The sequence below is a fragment of the Streptomyces sp. NPDC002926 genome (assembly GCF_053591755.1).
Window position 1 is genome coordinate 538,597 of record NZ_JBSFUK010000003.1, and the last position, 19,506, is coordinate 558,102.

The 19,506-nt window shown below is 70.7% G+C and carries 17 protein-coding genes; 8 read left to right on the forward strand and 9 right to left on the reverse strand.

All coding sequences use genetic code 11. The features are described 5' to 3' along the window. Window positions 1-103: 103 nt before the first annotated feature. Window positions 104-2,224, forward strand: a complete 2,121-nt coding sequence (glgX, locus tag ACWDZ6_RS08910) for a glycogen debranching protein GlgX (protein ID WP_451502303.1) — start codon at window positions 104-106, stop codon at window positions 2,222-2,224. A 236-nt stretch (window positions 2,225-2,460) separates the two neighbouring features. Next, window positions 2,461-4,833 carry a malto-oligosyltrehalose synthase gene (gene treY, locus ACWDZ6_RS08915; protein WP_451502304.1) on the forward strand — a complete coding sequence of 791 codons (2,373 nt, stop codon included), beginning with the start codon at window positions 2,461-2,463 and terminating at the stop codon, window positions 4,831-4,833. 73 nt (window positions 4,834-4,906) lie between these two features. Here the strand turns inward: treY and ACWDZ6_RS08920 are convergent, their stop codons facing one another. Beyond that, the gene (locus tag ACWDZ6_RS08920; protein ID WP_366731784.1) at window positions 4,907-5,455 is read right to left on the reverse strand and encodes a DUF1707 and FHA domain-containing protein; all 549 of its coding nucleotides are present in this window, start codon (window positions 5,453-5,455) and stop codon (window positions 4,907-4,909) included. A gap of 298 nt (window positions 5,456-5,753) precedes the next feature. Here ACWDZ6_RS08920 and ACWDZ6_RS08925 point away from each other — a divergent pair, with 298 nt between their 5' ends. Continuing rightward, window positions 5,754-6,650, forward strand: coding sequence for a GNAT family N-acetyltransferase (locus ACWDZ6_RS08925; protein WP_389180526.1), 897 nt, complete (start codon window positions 5,754-5,756; stop codon window positions 6,648-6,650). 57 nt (window positions 6,651-6,707) lie between these two features. After that, entirely contained in the window at window positions 6,708-7,934 is a 1,227-nt protein-coding gene (locus tag ACWDZ6_RS08930) for an MFS transporter (RefSeq protein WP_451502305.1), read from the forward strand. On the opposite strand, the gene ACWDZ6_RS08935 is transcribed toward ACWDZ6_RS08930, so the two are convergent. Further along, the gene (locus ACWDZ6_RS08935; RefSeq protein WP_451502306.1) at window positions 7,923-9,305 is read right to left on the reverse strand and encodes a GH1 family beta-glucosidase; all 1,383 of its coding nucleotides are present in this window, start codon (window positions 9,303-9,305) and stop codon (window positions 7,923-7,925) included. The two genes, ACWDZ6_RS08930 and ACWDZ6_RS08935, sit on opposite strands and share 12 nt — an antisense overlap. Window positions 9,306-9,361: 56 nt before the next feature. On the opposite strand from ACWDZ6_RS08935, the gene treZ reads away from it, so the two are divergent. Further along, window positions 9,362-11,140, forward strand: coding sequence for a malto-oligosyltrehalose trehalohydrolase (gene treZ / locus ACWDZ6_RS08940; RefSeq protein WP_451502307.1), 1,779 nt, complete (start codon window positions 9,362-9,364; stop codon window positions 11,138-11,140). A gap of 32 nt (window positions 11,141-11,172) precedes the next feature. Here treZ and ACWDZ6_RS08945 read toward each other — a convergent pair whose 3' ends face one another. The 3 genes from ACWDZ6_RS08945 to ACWDZ6_RS08955 all read right to left on the reverse strand — a co-directional run bounded on the left by ACWDZ6_RS08945 (window position 11,173) and on the right by ACWDZ6_RS08955 (window position 14,059). Then, a complete protein-coding gene (locus tag ACWDZ6_RS08945; RefSeq protein WP_389180537.1) occupies window positions 11,173-12,294 on the reverse strand; it encodes a M24 family metallopeptidase in 1,122 nt (373 codons plus the stop codon). Between the two features lie 37 nt (window positions 12,295-12,331). After that, a complete protein-coding gene (locus ACWDZ6_RS08950; protein WP_366731791.1) occupies window positions 12,332-13,282 on the reverse strand; it encodes a hypothetical protein in 951 nt (316 codons plus the stop codon). A 135-nt stretch (window positions 13,283-13,417) separates the two neighbouring features. Beyond that, entirely contained in the window at window positions 13,418-14,059 is a 642-nt protein-coding gene (locus ACWDZ6_RS08955) for a nucleoside/nucleotide kinase family protein (protein WP_451502308.1), read from the reverse strand. Window positions 14,060-14,117: 58 nt separating this feature from the next. Here ACWDZ6_RS08955 and ACWDZ6_RS08960 point away from each other — a divergent pair, with 58 nt between their 5' ends. Beyond that, window positions 14,118-14,507 carry a VOC family protein gene (locus tag ACWDZ6_RS08960; RefSeq protein WP_451502309.1) on the forward strand — a complete coding sequence of 130 codons (390 nt, stop codon included), beginning with the start codon at window positions 14,118-14,120 and terminating at the stop codon, window positions 14,505-14,507. A gap of 132 nt (window positions 14,508-14,639) precedes the next feature. Here the strand turns inward: ACWDZ6_RS08960 and msrB are convergent, their stop codons facing one another. From msrB to ACWDZ6_RS08980, 4 genes are all read right to left on the reverse strand, one after another. After that, complete coding sequence (gene msrB / locus ACWDZ6_RS08965; protein ID WP_366735945.1) at window positions 14,640-15,047, reverse strand: peptide-methionine (R)-S-oxide reductase MsrB; 408 nt, start codon at window positions 15,045-15,047, stop codon at window positions 14,640-14,642. Window positions 15,048-15,059: 12 nt separating this feature from the next. Then, the gene (murC, locus tag ACWDZ6_RS08970) at window positions 15,060-16,454 is read right to left on the reverse strand and encodes a UDP-N-acetylmuramate--L-alanine ligase (RefSeq protein ID WP_451502310.1); all 1,395 of its coding nucleotides are present in this window, start codon (window positions 16,452-16,454) and stop codon (window positions 15,060-15,062) included. Window positions 16,455-16,526: 72 nt separating this feature from the next. Next, window positions 16,527-16,997 carry an indole-3-glycerol phosphate synthase gene (locus tag ACWDZ6_RS08975; RefSeq protein WP_451502311.1) on the reverse strand — a complete coding sequence of 157 codons (471 nt, stop codon included), beginning with the start codon at window positions 16,995-16,997 and terminating at the stop codon, window positions 16,527-16,529. Window positions 16,998-17,103: 106 nt separating this feature from the next. Continuing rightward, window positions 17,104-17,865: a pyrimidine reductase family protein gene (locus ACWDZ6_RS08980; protein WP_451502312.1), complete on the reverse strand. Its 762-nt coding sequence runs from the start codon at window positions 17,863-17,865 to the stop codon at window positions 17,104-17,106. Here ACWDZ6_RS08980 and zapE point away from each other — a divergent pair. Next, the gene (zapE, locus tag ACWDZ6_RS08985) at window positions 17,864-18,973 is read left to right on the forward strand and encodes a cell division protein ZapE (protein ID WP_451502313.1); all 1,110 of its coding nucleotides are present in this window, start codon (window positions 17,864-17,866) and stop codon (window positions 18,971-18,973) included. The genes ACWDZ6_RS08980 and zapE overlap by 2 nt on opposite strands. A 51-nt stretch (window positions 18,974-19,024) precedes the next feature. Next, a complete protein-coding gene (locus ACWDZ6_RS08990; RefSeq protein ID WP_451502314.1) occupies window positions 19,025-19,450 on the forward strand; it encodes an OsmC family protein in 426 nt (141 codons plus the stop codon). Window positions 19,451-19,506: the final 56 nt, after the last annotated feature.

The window sequence follows — 19,506 nt, forward strand, 5'->3', positions numbered from 1 at the left end:
GCGTCGTCCTCCCCTGCGGAGGCACCTCACCGGGGATACTTTCGGGGAGGATCTGGGCCAAGTGCCCCCCAGCACCCGGATCAGAAGTGGAAGAGTTATATCTATGCAGGTCTGGCCGGGACAGGCGTATCCATTCGGTGCCACGTACGACGGCGCCGGCACCAACTTCGCGGTGTACTCCGAAGCCGCCCGACGAATCGAGCTGTGCCTGCTGCATGACGACGGTTCGGAGACCGACGTCGAGCTGCGGGAGACCGATGCCTTCGTGCGGCACGCCTATCTGCCGGGCGTGATGCCGGGTCAGCGGTACGGATTCCGCGTCCACGGTCCGTACGCCCCGGACCGCGGGCAGCGCTGCAACTCCGCCAAGCTGCTCCTCGATCCGTACGCACGTGCGATCAGCGGCAGCATCGACTGGGGCGAGACGGTGTACGGCTACCACTTCGGCAAGCCGGACTCGCGCAACGACCTGGACTCGGCGCCGCACACGATGAGCTCGGTCGTGGTCAATCCGTATTTCGACTGGGGCGACGACCGGCCGCCGCGCATCGACTACCACCGCACAGTGATCTACGAGGCCCATGTGAAGGGCCTCACGATGCTGCATCCGGAGCTGCCGAAGGAGCTGCGCGGTACGTACGCGGGCCTCGCGCATCCCGCCGTCATCTCGCATCTGACCGAACTGGGCGTCACAACGCTCGAGTTGATGCCGGTACATCAGTTCGTCAACGACCACCGGCTGGTGGACTCGGGGCTGAACAACTACTGGGGCTACAACACCATCGGGTTCTTCGCGCCGCACAATTCCTACGCGTCCTGGGGCGACCGGGGCGAGCAGGTGCTGGAGTTCAAGCAGGCTGTACGGGCGCTGCACAAGGCGGGTATCGAGGTCATCCTCGATGTGGTCTACAACCACACGGCGGAGGGCAACCATCTGGGGCCGACCCTCTCCTTCCGGGGCCTCGACAACGCCTCGTACTACCGGCTGTCCGACGACCCGCGCTACTACACGGACACGACCGGCACCGGAAACTCACTGCTGATGCGCAGCCCCCATGTACTGCAGCTGATCATGGACTCGCTGCGGTACTGGGTGACCGAGATGCATGTCGACGGCTTCCGCTTCGACCTGGCGGCCACGCTGGCCCGGCAGTTCCACGAGGTGGACCGGCTGTCGTCGTTCTTCGACCTGGTACAGCAGGACCCGGTGGTCAGCCAGGTGAAGCTGATCGCCGAGCCGTGGGACGTGGGCGAGGGCGGCTATCAGGTGGGGAACTTCCCGCCGCTGTGGACCGAGTGGAACGGCAAGTACAGGGACACCGTGCGAGACCTGTGGCGGGGCGAGCCGCGCACACTGGCGGAGTTCGCGTCCCGGCTGACCGGCTCGTCCGACCTGTACCAGGACGACGGGCGGCGGCCGCTCGCCTCCATCAACTTCACCACCTGTCACGACGGCTTCACGCTGCACGACCTGGTCTCGTACAACGACAAGCGGAACGAGGCGAACGGTGAGGGCAACCGCGACGGCGAGAACCACAACCGGTCCTGGAACTGCGGCGCGGAGGGCGAGACGACCGACCCCGAAGTGCTCGATCTGCGGGACCGGCAGATGCGCAACTTCATCGCCACGCTGATGCTCTCGCAGGGTGTGCCGATGCTCAGCCACGGCGACGAGTTCGCGCGCACGCAGAGCGGCAACAACAACGCGTACTGCCAGGACAACGAGGTCTCCTGGGTGCGCTGGCCGGAGCCGGGCGAGGACGCGGACGGCACACTGCTGGCGTTCACCCGGGCGATGGTGTGGCTGCGGCGCGACCATCCGGTCTTCCGGCGGCGGCGCTTCTTCCACGGCCGGCCGGTGGAGGGGACGCACGACGAGCTCTCCGACATCGCCTGGTTCACTCCGGAGGGCGAGGAGATGGTCCAGCGGGACTGGCAGTCGGCGTCCGCGAAGGCGCTGTCGGTGTTCCTCAACGGCCACGCGATCTCGGAGCCGGGGCCGCGGGGCGAGCGGATCGCCGACGACTCCTTCCTGCTGATGTTCAACGCGAGCGCGGACGAACTGGAATTCGCGGTGCCGGTGAACCACGGCCGGCAGTGGCAGGTGGTCGTGGACACGGCACGCAAGGAGGGGGTCCCGCCGGGCGGGGGGCCGAAGGTGGCCGCCGGTGAGCGGGTGCGGCTCCTGGGGCGGAGCCTGACGGTGCTGCGGCGGCCCGCGTAAGCGTCACCGGGCGGACGGGGGCCGGGCGCACGGGCCCGGCGTGCGCGGGGTTCCGTCGCCCGTACGGTCCATGGACCCACGCGCCCGGCGAGCGCGTCCGCCGGGACGACACCCCGCCGGCCGTGCCGGTCAGCGGCCCCCGAACAGCGGGGTCCGCCCGGCCGGTAGTCCGAACGGCCGGTACCCGTGCGTGGGCCGGTGACACATAAGCCCTCAAGGTGGGTACGTACGTTCGTATGACGCCCACCGCCACATACCGGCTGCAGCTCCAGCCGGACTTCCCGTTCTCGGCAGCCGCGGCAGCGGTCCCGTACATCGCCGGGCTCGGTGTCTCGCATCTGCATCTGTCGCCGGTGCTGGAGGCCGTACCGGGGTCGACCCACGGCTATGACGTCGTCGACCCCGCCCGGGTACGGGACGAGCTGGGCGGCGAGGAGGGTCTGCGGCGGCTGGCCCGTACGGCGCGCGAACACGGTCTCGGACTCGTCCTGGACATCGTCCCGAACCATATGGCCGCCGTGCCGCGGCACAACGGGGCGCTGTGGGAGGTGCTGCGCGAGGGGCCGCTGTCGCCGTACGCCCGCTGGTTCGACATCGACTGGGAGGCGGGCGGCGGGAAGGTACTGCTGCCGGTGCTGGCGGGCCGGATCGGCGACGAGCTGGGCGGACTGCGCGTCGAAGGCGACGTACTGCACTACGGGGAGCAGCGCTTCCCGCTCCGTGAGTCCACCGGGAAGCTGCCGCTGCCCGAGCTGCTCGACGCGCAGTGGTACCGGCTCGGCTGGTGGCGGCTGGCCCGCACCGAGCTCAACTACCGCCGGTTCTTCACCATTTCGGAGCTGATCGGCGTGCGGGTGGAGGACCCGGAGGTCTTCGCCGCGACCCACGGGAAGATCCTTGAGCTGGTACGGGACGGGGTCGTGGAGGGCCTGCGGGTGGACCACCCGGACGGTCTCGCCGATCCCGAGACGTATCTGCGGCAGCTCAACGAGGCGACGGGCGGGGCCTGCTGGACGGTCGTGGAGAAGATCCTCACCGGGGAGGAAAGGCTGCCGGCCGGCTGGCCGGTCGCCGGCACGACGGGCTACGACGCGCTGCGCCGTATCGACGGCCTGTTCACCGATCCGGCGGGCGAAGCCGAACTGGTCGGGCGGTACCGGGAGTTCGCGGGTCCGGCGGGCGACCGCGGGGGCTACTGGGAGGCGACGGTGCGCCGCGCCGCGTACAAGGTGGTCACGCATGAACTGGCCGCCGAGACGGCGGCGCTCACCCGCCTGGCCGAGCGCGTCTGCGCCGCGGATCCGGCGCTGCGCGACCACGCGCCCTGGGCGCTGCGCGCGGCGGTCCGGGAGCTGCTGGTGCGGGTCCCCGTCTACCGTCCGTACCGCATCGGCGGCGAGGAGGCGCTGCCCCCGGCGGCGGCGCTCGGCGCGAAAGCCGCGTTCGCGGTCGCCGAGGAGGCCGAGGCCGTCGAGGTGGTGCGGGACCTGGCGCTCGGGCGGCTCGGCGAAGGCCCGGACCAGGACGCGTTCCGTACCCGGTTCGCCCAGACCTCGTCCGCGCTGCGCGCCAAGTCCGTCGAGGACACCGCCTTCTACCGCTATGTGCCACTGATCTCGGCGAACGAGGTGGGGGGCGACCCGGGAAGCCCGGCGGTCGGCCCGGCACTGTTCCATGCGTACTGCGAACGACTCGCCCGTGACTGGCCGGCCACCGGCACCGTACTGACCACGCACGACACGAAGCGCAGCGCGGATGTACGGGCCAGGATCGCCGTGCTGTCCGAATGCCCCGAGGAGTGGGCGGACTTCCTCGGACGCGTCACGGAGGAGGCGGCGCGGTTCGAGGGCGGACGCGCGCCCGATCCGCATCTGGCGTGGGTGGTCTGGCAGACGGCTTTCGGGCTCGGCATCCCGTCCGCGGACAGACTGTCGACGGCGCTGCTGAAGAGCGCGCGGGAGGCGGCGCTGCTGACCAGCTGGACGGAGCCGGATCCGGCGTACGAGGAGGCGGTCACCGCGTTCGCCGGCGCGGGCCCGGCGGGCCCGCCGCTGTACTCGGTGGCGCTGTTCGCCCGTGAGCTGGATCCGTATGTACGGGCCAACGTGCTGGGATCGGCGCTGGTGCAGCTGACGATGCCAGGCGTGCCGGACCTCTACCAGGGCACGGAACGGGAGTTCCTCGCCCTGGTGGACCCGGACAACCGGCAGCCGTTCCACGAGGGGCCGCCGAACGAGAAGACGACGGTCACAACGGCGGCTCTGCGGCTGCGCCGGGAACGCCCCGAGGTCTTCGGCGAATCGGGTACGTACACACCGCTGCAGGCGGATGGCCCCGCCGCCGAGCACTGCCTGGCCTTCTGCCGGACGGGCGAGGTGGTCACGGCGGTCACCCGGCTCTCGCTGCGACTGGACCGGGCCGGCGGCTGGGCGGGCACGGAGCTGACGCTGCCTGCGGGCCGATGGGCCGATCTGCTAGCGCCGGAACGGGAGTTCGCGGGCGGCCGCCCTGTGCCGCTGGCCGAGCTGTTCGCGGAACGTCCGGTGGCGCTGCTCCGCCGGAGAGCGGAGGGAGAAGCGGCGGCAGAAGGGACCACGACGCGGGACTGAGACCGGCGGCGGTAGTCCTGACGCTCGGCTGAGACCCGCGGCTGTGGCCCCGACGCTCGCCCGCCGGGCGGGGTCAGCGTGCGGCGAGGCGGAAACTCATCCGTCCGAAGCCCACCATGTCCCCGTCGTGCACGACGACGGAGCCGGTCACCCGCCGTCCGTTGACGGTGGTGCCGTTGGTCGAACCGAGGTCGCGCAGGACCCACAGACTGCCCTGGCGGCTCAGTTCGGCGTGCAGTCGCGAGACCGTGTCATGGCTGAGCCGCAGCCCGTTCGCCGGGTCGCGGCCTATCCGCAGGGGGTACGGGCCAGGTTCGGGCAGCAGCAGTGGCGGCAGTTTCTCGGCCTGCCAGGCCCTGCGCAGCCGTACCGAGAACGCCGATATCCGGCCCACCGCGCCGTACAGCCGCCGTGACCAACGGCCCTCGGTGTCGAGGTCGGCGGTGAGCGCCCGCAGTTCGTCGGAGCGGCGGGCGGCGAGGGCCAGCTCCATACGGTGCAGGAAGGTGTCGTGCGACAGCTTGCCCTGCGCCGCGCCCTCTCTGAGCACACCGAGGACACGGTCGCGCTCGGCATCCGAGAGCCGAGCGGGATACGTGTGGAACTCGAAGGAGGACGTCACAATCCAGATTGTCGGGCCGAATGGCCACAGGTGTCCAGAAGAACCGGCTTCCGGTCCGCCAGGAGTCGCTGCTGACCTGCGCGGTCCTGCCGAACTCGGGCTGTTCCCGCGCCCGGTCCCAGGGAATGCGGTGGACCGCACCGCAGGAACCGTCTAGCGTGATCGCGACGCCCGTGACCGACGGAAGGAGGCGAGAGCAATGCGCACCACACGACTCTCGCGCTCCCGCACCGTCCGCCCGGCGTTCGCAGTCTGACCGGGAGCGCTTACCGCACATCTCTTCCCGGAGGACTTCCTCATGACCGAACTGGTCATTCGCGCGCTCACCCCGAGCGACGCGCATCTCTTCGACTCTCTCCCCGACCTTCTCGGTGTGGGCCGCGCGCTGGCCCGTGCCACGCACCGCCCCGACTGGAAGCGGGTCGCGCTGCGCGACGGCGTGGTCGTCGCGCGAGCCGCCTGGTGGGGCGGCCCCGACGACGAAACTCCCGTCAACATCAACTGGTTCGACTTCGCCGATGGCGAGGAGGAGGCAGGGACCGAGCTGCTGCGGACCTCGCCGTTCCAAGTCGAGTACGAACTGATCCTGCCGGCCGGCTGGCGCGAGGATCCGGCGGCCCTGGCGGCCGGTGAGGCCAGGATCCGTGCCGCGACGGCGGCCGGCATGAAGGTGCTGGTGGAGCGGTACCAGTACCGCTGGACACCGGAGTGCGGACTGCCGGAGCGACCCCGGCGGCTGGAGTTCAGGCCCGAGCCCGACGACGCGGTGATCTTCGAGGTACTGCGCCGGGTCCACTCCTCGACGCTCGACGCGCACGCGCTGGACGCCATCGCCGAGGCGGGCGTCGACAAGGCGGCGCAGGAGGAGCTGGACTTCTTCCACTGGTGCCCGTCGCCGCGCGAGTGGTGGCAGCTGGCCTACGCACCTGACGGTGAGCTGGTCGGTATCCATGTCCCGGCGCGCAACCCGTCGGGGCCGTGCGTCGGCTTCATCGGAGTCGTACCGGAGCAGCGCGGCCGCGGCTACGCGTACGACCTGCTCGTGGAGTGCACGCACTTCCTCGCCGAGCGGGGCGCGGAGTTCATCGCGGGGGCCACCGATCAGGGCAACTTCCCGATGGCGGCGAACTTCGCGAAGGCGGGGCATCCGATCGTCCACGAACGGATCCACTTCCTTCCCGGTTCGCAGCATTGAGCAAGCTCGGGGGTGTCCGTAGGCTCCGGACACCCCCGAGCTGATGGCGAGCCGCCCATGACGACTCAAGAGCTGCACTCCGAGCCGCGGAACCTCGTCGGCAGCGCCTGGATATCGGGTCTCGTACTGGCCAACCTGGGTCTGTACATGGCGTTCCTCACGCCGATCCAGGTGCTGCTCGCCGAGCAGATCGACCAGCTCGACCCGTCCGGCAAGGAGGTCGCGCTGGGCTGGGCGACCGGAGTGGGGGCGCTGGTCGCGGTCGTCGTCAATCCGCTCGCGGGTGCGCTGTCGGACCGTACCGGCGGGCGCTTCGGGCGCCGTCGCCCGTGGATCCTGGGCGGGGCCGTGCTGGGTGCGGTGGGCCTCGCGGTCACCTCGGCGCAGACGACGGTGATCGGGGTGGCGCTCGGCTGGTGTCTGGCTCAGCTCGGTCTGAACGCCATGCTGGCCGGGACCAATGCCGTCGTGCCGGACCAGGTGCCGGTGCGTCAGCGGGCCGCGGTCTCCGGGTTCATCGGGATTCCCCAGACGCTGGGGCTGGTCGTCGGGGCGCTGCTGGTGACCACGGTGGTGACCGGGACCGTGACGGGCTATCTGCTGCTCGCGGCGCTCGTGGTGCTCTGCGCGCTGCCTTTCGTCCTGCTGACCCGCGACCCTCACGTCCCTTTTCCCGCAAGGGAGTCGGTGCGTCCGAAGGACTTCTGGGTCAGCCCGCGGGCGTATCCGGATTTCGGCTGGGCCTGGCTCACCCGTTTTCTGGTGATGCTCGGGAACGCGATGGGCACGCTGTATCTGCTGTATTTCCTCAAGGACGCGGTGCGTTACCCGGATCCGGACGAGGGCGTACTGATTCTGACGCTGCTCTACACGGCCGGCGTGGTGGTGACGGCGGTGGTCGGCGGGGTTGTCTCGGACCGGCTGGGCCGGCGCAAGGCGCTGGTCGCGGTCGGTTCGGTGGTGATGGCGATGGCTTCGCTGCTGCTGACGTTCTGGCACACCTGGCCGGTGGCGATGGGTGCTGCGGCGCTGCTCGGGCTCGGTTTCGGCGTGTACATCGCCGTCGACCAGGCGCTGATCACGCAGGTGCTGCCTCAGGCCGGTGGCCGGGCGAAGGATCTGGGCGTCATCAACATCGCCAATTCGGCGCCGCAGGTCCTCGGCCCCGCGCTTGCCGCGCCGATCGTGGCGTACGCGGGCGGGTACGCCGGGCTGTATCTGACCGCGACCGTGGTCACCGTCCTCGGCGGTGTGCTGGTGTGGAAGATCCGTTCAGTGCCCTGAACCCGCCTTCCGGGCGACGGGCTTCTGCGCGGCGATGGCGTCCCGGTACCAGGCGTACGAGGCCTTCGGTGTGCGCTCCAGCGTCTCGTAGTCGATGTGGACGAGACCAAAGTGCTGGGACGCGCCCTGGACCCATTCGATGTTGTCGGTGAGCGACCAGGTGAAGTAGCCGCGTACGTCGACTCCCGCGTCGATCGCCTCGTGCAGTGAGCGGAGATGGGCGTCGAGGAAGTCGATACGGCGCTGGTCGTCGAGACCGTCGTACGAGCAGCCGTTCTCGGTGATGAACAGCGGCGGCAGCCGGTCGCCGAACCGGTCCTTGAGGAGCACAAGGAGCTCACGCAGCCCGTCGGGAACGACCGGCCAGCCGAAATCGGTGCGCTGCTCGCACTCGATGTCCCGTAGCCCGAAAGGGAGTTCGGCGGGCATGCCGACGCCGGCGAAGTCCCCGAGTGCGTCCTCGGCGGGCGCGCCGACGAGCATCGGGTGGTAGTAGTTCACGCCGTACCAGTCCAGCGGCGCGGCGATGACGGCGAGGTCTTCGGCGACCGGGCCCGGCATCAGGGCGGCGAAATTCTCATCGGGATAGCTGCCGGTGAGGATCGGGTCGGCGAACATCCAGTTGGTGATCGTGTCGTACAGCTCCGCGCCGAACCGGTCCTCCTCGCTGATCCCCGCGGTCCGTACGGGCGAGTGGGAGACGGCGAGGCCGATGTTCGCGGCGCCCGCCGCGCGCAGCGCCTGGACCGCGAGGCCATGGGCGAGCAGCTGATGGTGGGCGGCGGGCAGCGCGTCGAAAAGGAGCTGCTTGCCGGGCGCGTGCTCGCCGAGCGCGTAGCCGAGCAGGGTGACCTCGGCCGGTTCGTTGATCGTGATCCACATCGGTACGCGGTCGGCGAGCCGCTCGGCGACGACGGAGGCGTACTCGGCGAAGCGGAACGCCGTGTCCCGGTTGAGCCAGCCGCCCGCTTCATCGAGCGGGAGCGGGGTGTCCCAGTGGTAGAGGGTGGGCGCGGGCGTGATGCCGTGAGCGCACAGTTCGTCGACGAGACGGTCGTAGAAGTCGAGCCCCGCCGCGTTGACAGGTCCGCTGCCGCCGGGCACGACGCGCGGCCAGCTGACCGAGAAGCGGAAGGCGTCCGCGCCGAGGCCGGCGAGCAGGGCGACGTCCTCGCGATAGCGGGCGTGGAAGCCGGTGCCCCGCGAGGCATCGGCGCCGTCCTTGATCCGGCCCTGGGCGGCGAAGGCGTCCCAGCCCGAGGGTCCCTTGCCGTCGGCGTCGGCGGCCCCCTCGGTCTGGAAGGCGGAGGCGGACGCGCCCCAGAGGAAACCGGGCGGGAAGGCGGGCAGCGGCGGCAGCGGCGTCGACATGGTTCGTGACCTTAATGGCCCCAAGGACACCTCTTCTAGACCCCGATCTTGCCAGGATGGAGGTCGCATCGACGACGAGGGGACCTCCAGTGCTGTTCGAGGTGTGGGCGCCGCAGGCCGAGGACCGGGTCACACTGTGGCTGGCGGGCGAGGAACGTCCGATGGAGCGCGCCGAAGGGCGTGCGGGCTGGTGGAGTGCCGAGGCCGAGGCGGGCGAAGGCGCCAGGTACGGCTTCGCGCTGGACGGCGGGCCCGTGCTGCCCGATCCGCGCTCCCGCCGCCAGCCGGACGGCCCGGACGCCATGAGTGCCGTGGTCGACCAGGGCGCCTACGCCTGGCGGAACGACTGGGCGGGGCGGGGGCTCGGCGGCGCGGTCCTCTACGAGCTGCACATCGGCACGTACACGCGCGAGGGCACCCTGGACGCCGCGGCCGAACGGCTAGGCGAGCTGGCCGAGTTGGGGATCACCCATATCGAGCTGATGCCGCTGTGTCCCTTTCCCGGCGTGCACGGCTGGGGCTACGAGGGTGTGTCGCCGTGGGCGGTGCACGAGCCGTACGGCGGCCCCGAGGCGCTGAAGCGCTTTGTCGACACGGCGCACGGCCGTGGTCTCGGGGTGGTTCTGGACGTCGTCCACAATCATCTGGGCCCCTCCGGCAACCACCTGCCGTCCTTCGGCCCGTACCTCACCGACACCCACCACACCCCGTGGGGCTCGGCGGTCAACCTCGATGCCCCGGGCTCCGACGAGGTCCGCGCGTATCTGCTCGGCAGCGCGCTGGCCTGGCTGCGCGACTTCCGGCTCGACGGGCTGCGTCTCGATGCGGTGCACGCCCTCGCCGACACGCGTGCGCTGACCTTCCTCGAGGAGCTCTCCACCGCCGTCGACGCCCTCTCGGACGAGCTCGGCCGTCCGCTCTTCCTGGTCGCCGAGTCGGATCTGTGCGACCCGCGCACGACGGCGCCGCGCGAGGCGGGCGGCCTGGGACTGCACGCACAGTGGAACGACGACCTCCACCACGCCCTGCACACCGCGCTGACCGGTGAGGCCCAGGGCTACTACGCCGACTTCGCCGTCGCTCCGCTGGCGGCGATCGGCAAGACCCTCACCCACGGCTTCTTCCACGACGGTACGTACTCGAGTTTCCGGGGTCGTACGCACGGCCGCTCCGTCGACGTGACGCGAACCGCCGCACACCGCTTCCTCGGCTATGCCCAGACGCACGACCAGATCGGCAACCGGGCACTGGGCGACCGGCTCTCGGCCGGCCTCTCCCCCGGGCTGCTGGCGTGCGCGGCCGTACTGGTACTGACCGGGCCGTTCACACCGATGCTGTTCATGGGCGAGGAGTGGGGCGCCCGCACGCCCTGGCAGTTCTTCACCGACCACACCGACCCGGAGCTGGCCGAGGCAGTACGCAGCGGCAGACGGCGGGAGTTCGCGGCGCACGGCTGGGCGGAGGACGAGATCCCCGACCCGCAGTCGCCGTCGACCAGGGAGCGCTCCTGCCTGGACAGGTCCGAGCGGGAGCGGGAGCCGCACGCCCGGCTGCTGGCCTGGCACCGCGAGCTGATCACGCTGCGCCGCGCACAGCCGGACCTGACGGATCCGGACCTGGCGGCGGTGAAGGTGGCGTACGACGAGGAGGCCCGCTGGCTGGCGTACCGGCGCGGCGATCTGCGGATCGCGGTCAATCTGGCCAAGGAGCCGGCCGCGATCCCGCTGGGCGGCGGCGGCCGGGTGCTGGCCGCCTGGGGAACGGTCCAGGAGCCGGGCACGGACGGCGTATTGCACCTGCCGCCGGAGTCCTGTGTCGTCCTGGCCGACGGCTGAGCACAGGCGCCGGATCCGGGGCGGAGCTGCGGCTACTCGACGATCGCCATCTCGCGCGGGGTGTTGTTGAAGCGGCGGCCGCCGTCCTCGGTGACCGTGACGATGTCCTCGATACGGACGCCGAAACGGCCGGGGAGATAGATCCCCGGCTCGACGGAGAAGCACATGCCGGGGATCAGCGACTGCTCCTCACCCTCGATCATGTACGGCGGCTCGTGCGTGGTGACGCCGATCCCGTGGCCGGTGCGGTGGATGAACAGGTCTCCATACCCGGCCTCTTCGATGATCTCGCGGGCGGCCCGGTCGATCTCCTGGCAGGCGACCCCCGGCCGTACCGCCTCGAAGCCGGCCTGCTGGGCCTCCCGCACGACGTCGTGAACGTGCTGCTCGGCGGGTGTCGGCTCGCCGACATGGACGGTACGGCTGGTGTCGGAGCCGTAGCCGTGCTTGAGGCCACCGAAGTCGAGGACGACCATGTCGCCGTGGAGGATGGTGCGGTCGCCCGCCTCGTGGTGCGGATTGGCGCCGTTCGGTCCTGAGCCGACGACGGTGAAGTCGACCTGCGAATGCCCGAACTGCTTGAGCAGCGCGGCGAGATCGGCCGCGACCTCGGCCTCCCCGCGCCCGGCGAAGCGCACCTTGAGGATTTCGTGGTACGTCTCGTCGGCGGCGGCTCCCGCCGCCTCGATCAGGGCCAGTTCGTGCGCGTCCTTCACGGCCCGCAGCATGGGCAGGGCCTCGGTCAGCGATGTGTAGGAGGTCCCGGGCAACTGCCGCTGCAGGCCGAGGAGATGCATCGCCCAGGTGTTGTCGCTGACTCCGAAGCGGCCGTCGGCGTCCAGCAGCGGGGCGGTGACGGCGTAGGGGTCCTTGCCGTCGGTCCAGTCGCGCACGGTGAACGCGGCCGCTCCGGCGGCCTCCTCGGCGTCCGGCGCCTCCAGGGTCGGAACGACGAGGACCGGTTCCCGGCCGGCGGCGAGGACGAGCATGGTGAGCCGCTCAGTGCTCACGGGCCGGTAGCCGGTCAGATGGACGAGGTCGGGGCCGGGCGCGACGAGCACTCCCGCGAGCCCCGCCTCGGCGGCGGCGTCCGCGGCGCGGGCCATCCGGGCTCGGTAGTCGTCCGTGGTGAAGGGCGCGGGCATGGTGGGCATGGGGCCATACTGCCCGCGGGTGGTGCCCCGCGCGAGCTCAATCCTGGTCCTTGGCCACCAGACGCTCCAGCAGCTCATGGAATTCGTCGCCGACCACGATGCGCAGCTCTCCTTCCTCGTCACGGTCGCTGAGCTGGGTGAAGGTGCCGTCACGCCACCAGTAGACGTACGGGCTGATGGCGCCGGGCGTGTCGGCGTAGCCGGCGGCCGCGAAGGAGGCCATGGCGTTGAGCGCCGGGATCATGCCGGTGTCGTGGATGGCGTGGAAGGCGAGCTGGTGCCGGAAAGGCATCGCCACCAGGGCCCCGTCGGCGGTGAGTTGCTCTCCGGTGACCTGCCGTACGACGCTGTCCAGCGCCAGGACGCGGCTCGCGGTGTAGAAGGAGTCGCCGAGGACCACCTCGAAGCGCATGCCCTCGGAGTCCTTGACGGTCTCGTGGCCCTCCAGGGGGAGTCCCCTGAGGTTGTAGAGCGCCTGGTCGCGCAGGTACCGCAGGTCGCCGAGCGGCTCCAGGGCCTCGTCGGTGAGCATCATGACGCTCTCCGGCAGGTCGAGCGCGAGGATCTCGAACAGGCCGGGCGCGACGGTGCGCGCGTAACCGAAGTTCTGCGCATTGAACCCGTCGGCGCCGACGACGCGGGGGTAGAGCTGGGCGCGGATCTGCTCGGTCGGCAGGGTGTCCAGCGCGGAGGGCGCCTCCATGGTGCGCAGCACCATCCCGACGTGCTGCCGGACCAGTTCGGGCCAGGAGCGCGGCCCGCGATCGTCGTTGTGGCAGACGGCGGCGAGATTGCCGAGCCCGAACTGGCGGCCGGCGCTGTCCGACACCACGTCCGCGTACACGGTCACTTCCAGGCCCTGTTCGGCGAAGGCTTCCCGGACCTGGGCGCGGAAGCGTGCGCCCTCTTCTTCCGAGAAGAAGGAGAACTCGGGGTCCCGGGGTGCATCGCGTCCGTCACGCTTCGGCCCTCGCCGGAACAACCCCACGTCAACCGCCTTCCGCATCGCGTACCAGGACCTCGAGCGTACCGACCGCGTCCGGCGGGGCCAGACCGCGTTCCGCATTGACTTCGCCGGCTCCTCGCCGGGGCCCCGCCGCGCCTGTGTGCGCGGGTGGGGGAATTACCACGACTGTGTGACCACGAAGTCGGCGCGGTCGCGGCCGCGGGCGACCAGCCGGGCGTTGCGCTCGTCCGAGTCCTGGACCCAGCGCTCGGCATACGGCCGCGGCTTGCCGAACCGCACATGCCGGTCGACCAGTCGGCGTACGCGTACGGCGTCGTCGATCTCCAGGTACCAGGCCTCGTCGAGGAGCGGGCGGACCTGTGCCCAGGGGCCTTCGTCGTGGAGCAGATAGTTGCCCTCGGTAACGACGAGAGGGATGTCAGGGTCGACCGGGATGCTGCCGGCCACCGCTTCCTCCAGGCCACGGTCGAAGGCGGGGGCGTAGACCGTCGCGCGCGGGGCGGGGGCGCGCAGCCGGGCGAGCAGGGCGGCGTATCCCGCCGCGTCGAAGGTGTCCGGCGCACCCTTGCGCTCCGCGCGGCCGAGGCGCCGGAGTTCGGCCTGGGCCAGGTGGAAGCCGTCCATGGGGACGAGGACGGCGAGGCCGTCGAGGGAGTCGACGAGATGGGCGGCGAGGGTCGTCTTCCCGGCGCCCGGGGCCCCGGCGATGCCCAGGATGACGCGGCGCCCCTGGGCGGCCAGGGCTTGGGCGCGGAACAGAATGTGTGGCGGGTACGTCGGGGGCGGCGGCGCATGCATGGTGCGCATTGTCGCATCGCGTTGATCCGGGGTGAGTCATACGTATAACGTGGAGCGCATGTCGTTCATCGCCCTGATCACCCTCGTCGTCCGCGACTACGACGAGGCCATCGCCTTCTACACGGACGCCCTCGGCTTCGAACTGGTCGAGGACACCGACCGCGGGGACGGCAGCCGCTGGGTGGTGGTCCGCCCCCGGGGATCGGGCCGCGCCACCGGGCTACTGCTCGCCCGGGCCGGGGACGAGGACCAGCGCGCGAGCGTGGGCGCGCAGACGGGCGGCCGGGTCGGCTTCTTCCTGCACACCGAGGACTTCGCGGGCGACCACGAACGGATGACGGCGGCGGGCGTGCGCTTCCTGGAGGAGCCGCGGCACGAGACGTACGGCTCGGTCGCGGTCTTCGAGGACCTGTACGGCAACCGGTGGGACCTGCTGCAGCCCACGTAATCTGCGGGCGCATTCGACACGGAGGGCCCCGACTCGCCCTCGCTCCCCTCCTGGACGAGCTCGAAGAAGATCGGGCCCGCCCGGTGTGGGCGGGCCCGATGGTCCCTCGCAGCCGATTTTCCGTCCGCGGAATCAGCCCGCGTCCGGCTCCAGCCGCAGCGAGATCGAGTTGATGCAGTACCGCTGGTCCGTCGGCGTCGCGTACCCCTCGCCCTCGAACACATGCCCAAGATGCGATCCGCACCGCGCGCACCGCACCTCCGTGCGCGCCATCCCGTGCGAGCGGTCCTCGATCAGCTCGACCGCGTCGGTGTCCTTCGGGTCGTAGAAGGACGGCCAGCCGCAGTGCGACTCGAATTTCGTGTCGGAGCGGAACAGCTCGGCGCCGCACGCCCGGCAGGAGTACACGCCGGCGGTCTTGGTGTCGGTGTACTCACCGACGAAGGCGGGCTCGGTGCCGGCCTGGCGCAGTACCGCGTACTCCGCGGGGGACAGCTCCGCGCGCCACTGCTCGTCCGGCTTGTCAACGTCGTACGACATGAAACGGCTCCCTCAGTTCGACAGGCGGGCCAGGATCGCGGGACCGAGGTCCGTGACATCGCCCGCACCCATGGTGAGAACAAGATCGCCGGGCTTCGCCATTCCCGCGATGACGTCGGGGACGGTCGCCTTGTCGTGGACGGCCGTGACATCCGCGCCTGCCGCGCGGGCCGCGTCGATGATCAGGGTGCTGGTGATGCCCGGGATCGGGTCCTCACGGGCCGGGTAGATGTCGAGGACCACCGAGGCGTCCGACAGCGCGAGCGCCTGGCCCATCTCCGTGCCGAGTTCCTGCGTACGGGAGAAGAGGTGCGGCTGGAAGACGACCAGCAGCCGGGCGTCCGCCACCGCGCCGCGCATGGCCTCGAGGTCGGCGGTCATCTCGGTCGGGTGGTGCGCGTACGAGTCGATGACCTGGACGCCGGCGGCCTCGCCCTTGAGCTGGAGGCGGCGCTTGACGCCGGTGTACTTGCCGATGGCCGAGGCGAGGTTGTGCGCCGGGATGCCGAGAGCGACGCCCGCGGCGAGGGCGGCCACGGCATTGTGCGCGTAGTGGCTGCCGGGCACCGAGACGGTGAAGGTGAGGAACCGGCCCCCGAGCAGGACCGTGACCTCGCTGGTGAGGCCGCGCGGGGTGACCTTGTGGACGCGGACGTCGGCGGACTCGGCCGCGCCGTAGGTGACGACATTCAGCGTGGACAGGTCACGGACACGCGAGGTGAGCTCGACCGCGCCGGGCTGGTCCGCGGAGATCACCAGCGTGCCGCCGGGGACGACCTTGCCGACGAAGGTCTCGAAGGAGTCATAGATCTCGTCCATCGAGGCGTAGTTCGCATGGTGGTCGAGCTCGACATTGAGGACGATCGCGACCTCGGGGTCGTACTTCTGGAAGCTGCGGTCGCTCTCGTCGGCCTCGGCGACGAAGATGTCGCCCGCGCCGTGGCGGGAGTTCGTACCCGGCCCTTCGAGATCGCCGCCGATCGCGTACGAGGGGTCGAGCCCCAGCTCGGTGAGGGCCACGGCCAGCATGGACGTCGTGGTGGTCTTGCCGTGGGTGCCTGCGACGGCGATCGAGCGCAGGCCGGTCATCAGCGAGGCCAGCGCGTCGGAGCGGTGGACGACCGGCACGGAGAGCTCGGCCGCGCGTGCCAGCTCCGGGTTGTCGGCGCGGATCGCGCTGGAGACGACGACGCAGCTGGCATCGGTCGCCAGGTGCTCGGTCGCGTGCCCGATGTGGACGGTGACGCCGAGCGCGCGCAGGGCGTCCGCCGTGGCCGACTCCTTCGCGTCGCTGCCGGCGACCTTCGCGCCCCGCTGGGCGAGAATCTTCGCGATGCCCGACATTCCGGCGCCGCCGATGCCGATGAAGTGCGGGCGTTCCATGGCGCTAGGGACGGCGGGTGCCATGCGTGTGTCTCCCCAAGATGTACGAGTAGAGATGTGCACGTACCGCTGCGGGGGTATGTGCGAGGCTCCAGCCTATTCGCTGTGCGCGAAGAGCTTGAGCACGGGGACGCCGACCTTGTGGCGGGCCCGGGAGGCCCAGTCCCGGTGGAAGAACTCCTCCACGTAGTGCGGAGCGGTCAGCACGATCACCTCGTCGGCGCCCGATTCGTCCACCACGGACTTCAGCTTGTCCAGCGGATGGTCCTCGACAACCTGGCCGACGGCCTCGCAGCCCGCCGCGCGCAGCGCCCCGAGCGAGTGCTCCAGGGCGAGCTCGGCGGGGCCCTTGGCGTCCCGGCCCTCGGGCTCGTCGCCCTCACGGACGGCCTCCTTCAGCTCGCCGAGCGCCACGTCGTCGATGGCGCGCAGCAGCAGATCGGCCTGATCGCCTCGGGGCTGCATCAGCACGATGAAGGAGATGTCCTCTTCTCCGTGCAGAGTGGTGACGAATTCAACGTCTTCGGGGGTCAGAGGCTTCTCGATCATAAGTACGCTTGTGAACACGTCAGGAGCCCTTCTGCGGAAACCATCCTTCCCCGTGCCCGCACGGGGTCTGCGAGGCTAGGTGTGCCCCGCGGAAATTAACCGGAACGGCAAATTCCGCCGATTGTCAGATGCGACGGTAGCGGGTGAAAAGGAACCCTGCCTCCTCCAGTACCGATGCCATGGCGAACCTCTCCGGAACGGCCAGCGCCGGTCCGCCCGCGATCCGCTGCGCGTCCCCCGCCGTCAGCGTCGGCGACAGGGTCAGACACAGCTCGTCCAGCGCCCCGGCCGCCACGAACTGGCCCAGCAGCCGTGGCCCGCCCTCGGTGAGCAGCCGGAGCAGTCCCCGCTCGGCGAGCGCCCGTACCGCCCTGGGCGGCTCCACGCCGGGGCCGTCCCCGGCGATCACCACCTCCGCGCCCGCCTTCTCCGCCGCACGGACACGGTCCGGGGGCGCCGCGGCCCCCGTCAGCAGCAGCGTCGGAACGAGCGGCCGGGCGAACAGCGGAAGCGAGAAGTCCAGGTCGAGCGAGGCGCTGACCACGGCGATGGCGGGGGCGGGTCCCTGGCCGGCCGCGGCCCGCCGCTCGGCGAAGGCCTCCCTGGCCCGGGCGGGCCGGTAGCCCTCGAGGCGTACCGTCTCCGCGCCGACCACGACCGCGTCGGCGAGACCCCGCAGGGTGCCGAAGATCCGCATGTCCGTGTCGGAGGAGATCGGCTGCGACCGGCCCTCGTGCTGGGCCGCCCCGTCCAGCGAGGAGACCATGTTCGCCCGCAGCCAGGGTCCGCCCCCGTCCGGATACCCATAGGCGTCGGCCAGCTCGTCCAGGGACCACTCACGATCCACGGCGGCTGTCTGATCGGTCACAGGGAACAGGCGTCGCATGCTGTGCAGTCTGGCACGGCCCTTACAGTTAGGAACTGTGTCGACAAGCCCCATAACCGAAGCAGTCCCACTGTCCCTGTGCGCCCGCGAGCCGCGCGTACCCGCCGACCGTCTGGTCGCCGAGATGGTGCCGCCGCCGCGCTTCGACTCGGTGCGCTTCGACACCTACGTCCCCGACCCGAACCAGCCCAGCCAGACCGAGGCGGTCACGGTCCTGAGCTCCTTCGCGGCGGGCCTCGGCGGGGCGCACGCGAGCGGCGCCGCCAAGCGCAAGTGGTTCAGCAAGAAGCCCGCGGCCCCCACCGGACCGCGCGGCGTCTATCTCGACGGCGGCTACGGCGTCGGCAAGACCCACCTGCTGGCCTCCCTCTGGCACGCCACCCCGGCGGAGGCCTCGCTCAAGGCCTTCGGCACCTTTGTCGAGCTGACGAACCTGGTGGGCGCGCTCGGCTTCCAGCAGACCGTGCAGACGCTGAGCGGGCACCGGCTTCTCTGCATCGACGAATTCGAACTCGACGACCCGGGCGACACCGTCCTGGTGTCGACGCTGCTCGGGAAGCTCGTCGACGCGGGCGTCGCCCTGGCGGCCACCTCCAACACGCTGCCCGGCAAGCTCGGCGAGGGCCGGTTCGCCGCCGCCGACTTCCTCCGCGAGATCCAAGGGCTGTCCGCACACTTCCGCCCGCTGCGGATCGACGGCGAGGACTACCGTCACCGCGGGCTGCCCGAGGCCCCTCCCCCGTACTCCGACGAGCAGGTCGCCAAGACCGCGTACGCCACCGAAGGCGCGTCCCTCGACGACTTCCCGCATCTCCTCGAGCACCTCGCGAAGGTCCACCCGAGCCGGTACGGGGCGCTCACCGACGGTCTGAGCGCGGTCTGCCTCACCGATGTCCGGCCCGTCCCCGACCAGTCGACGGCGCTGCGCCTGGTCGTACTCGCCGACCGGCTGTACGACCGGGAGGTGCCGGTGCTCGCCTCGGGCGTGCCCTTCGACCGGCTGTTCAGCGACGAGATGCTGAACGGCGGCTACCGAAAGAAGTACTTCCGGGCAATCTCCCGGCTCACCGCGCTGGCTCGGGACGCGAAGGGGCTTGTGGGGCAGTAGGTTTGGGGCTTTGGGGCCCGAAAGCCCCCTAGCCACCGGAAGGGAACCATCATGGCCACCACGCGTACGGCTCACACGGTCTGGGAAGGCGAGCTGCTCAAGGGCTCCGGCACGGTCACCCTCGACTCGTCGGGCATTGGCAGCTACCCGGTCAACTGGCCGTCCCGCGCCGAGCAGGCCAACGGCAAGACCAGTCCCGAGGAGCTCATCGCGGCCGCCCACTCGAGCTGCTTCTCCATGGCTCTCTCGCACGGTCTGACCGGCGCGGGCACCCCGCCAACCCGGCTGGAGACCAAGGCCGACGTGACCTTCCAGCCCGGTGAGGGCATCACCGGCATCCACCTCACCGTGCAGGGCGAGGTCCCCGGTCTCGACGCGGACGGGTTCGCCGCGGCCGCCGAGGACGCCAAGAAGAACTGCCCGGTGAGCCAGGCCCTCACAGGTACGACGATCACGCTCAGCGCTTCCCTCGCCTGACCCCGCCGGGGCACGGCGACAAGCACAGCGACGCATAAAGGCATAGTGGCCCGCAC

What these genes read in the sequence shown, in the direction of transcription:
- ACWDZ6_RS08960 (WP_451502309.1), top strand. Translation starts at nt 14,118, where the DNA reads ATGTCGTTCATCGCCCTGATCACCCTCGTCGTCCGCGACTACGACGAG.
- ACWDZ6_RS08945 (WP_389180537.1), bottom strand. Translation starts at nt 12,294, where the DNA reads ATGCCCACCATGCCCGCGCCCTTCACCACGGACGACTACCGAGCCCGG.
- murC (WP_451502310.1), bottom strand. Translation starts at nt 16,454, where the DNA reads ATGGCACCCGCCGTCCCTAGCGCCATGGAACGCCCGCACTTCATCGGC.
- glgX (WP_451502303.1), top strand. Translation starts at nt 104, where the DNA reads ATGCAGGTCTGGCCGGGACAGGCGTATCCATTCGGTGCCACGTACGAC.
- zapE (WP_451502313.1), top strand. Translation starts at nt 17,864, where the DNA reads ATGCTGTGCAGTCTGGCACGGCCCTTACAGTTAGGAACTGTGTCGACA.
- treZ (WP_451502307.1), top strand. Translation starts at nt 9,362, where the DNA reads ATGGAGGTCGCATCGACGACGAGGGGACCTCCAGTGCTGTTCGAGGTG.
- ACWDZ6_RS08925 (WP_389180526.1), top strand. Translation starts at nt 5,754, where the DNA reads ATGACCGAACTGGTCATTCGCGCGCTCACCCCGAGCGACGCGCATCTC.
- ACWDZ6_RS08930 (WP_451502305.1), top strand. Translation starts at nt 6,708, where the DNA reads ATGACGACTCAAGAGCTGCACTCCGAGCCGCGGAACCTCGTCGGCAGC.
- ACWDZ6_RS08990 (WP_451502314.1), top strand. Translation starts at nt 19,025, where the DNA reads ATGGCCACCACGCGTACGGCTCACACGGTCTGGGAAGGCGAGCTGCTC.
- treY (WP_451502304.1), top strand. Translation starts at nt 2,461, where the DNA reads ATGACGCCCACCGCCACATACCGGCTGCAGCTCCAGCCGGACTTCCCG.
- ACWDZ6_RS08935 (WP_451502306.1), bottom strand. Translation starts at nt 9,305, where the DNA reads ATGTCGACGCCGCTGCCGCCGCTGCCCGCCTTCCCGCCCGGTTTCCTC.
- msrB (WP_366735945.1), bottom strand. Translation starts at nt 15,047, where the DNA reads ATGTCGTACGACGTTGACAAGCCGGACGAGCAGTGGCGCGCGGAGCTG.
- ACWDZ6_RS08955 (WP_451502308.1), bottom strand. Translation starts at nt 14,059, where the DNA reads ATGCATGCGCCGCCGCCCCCGACGTACCCGCCACACATTCTGTTCCGC.
- ACWDZ6_RS08980 (WP_451502312.1), bottom strand. Translation starts at nt 17,865, where the DNA reads ATGCGACGCCTGTTCCCTGTGACCGATCAGACAGCCGCCGTGGATCGT.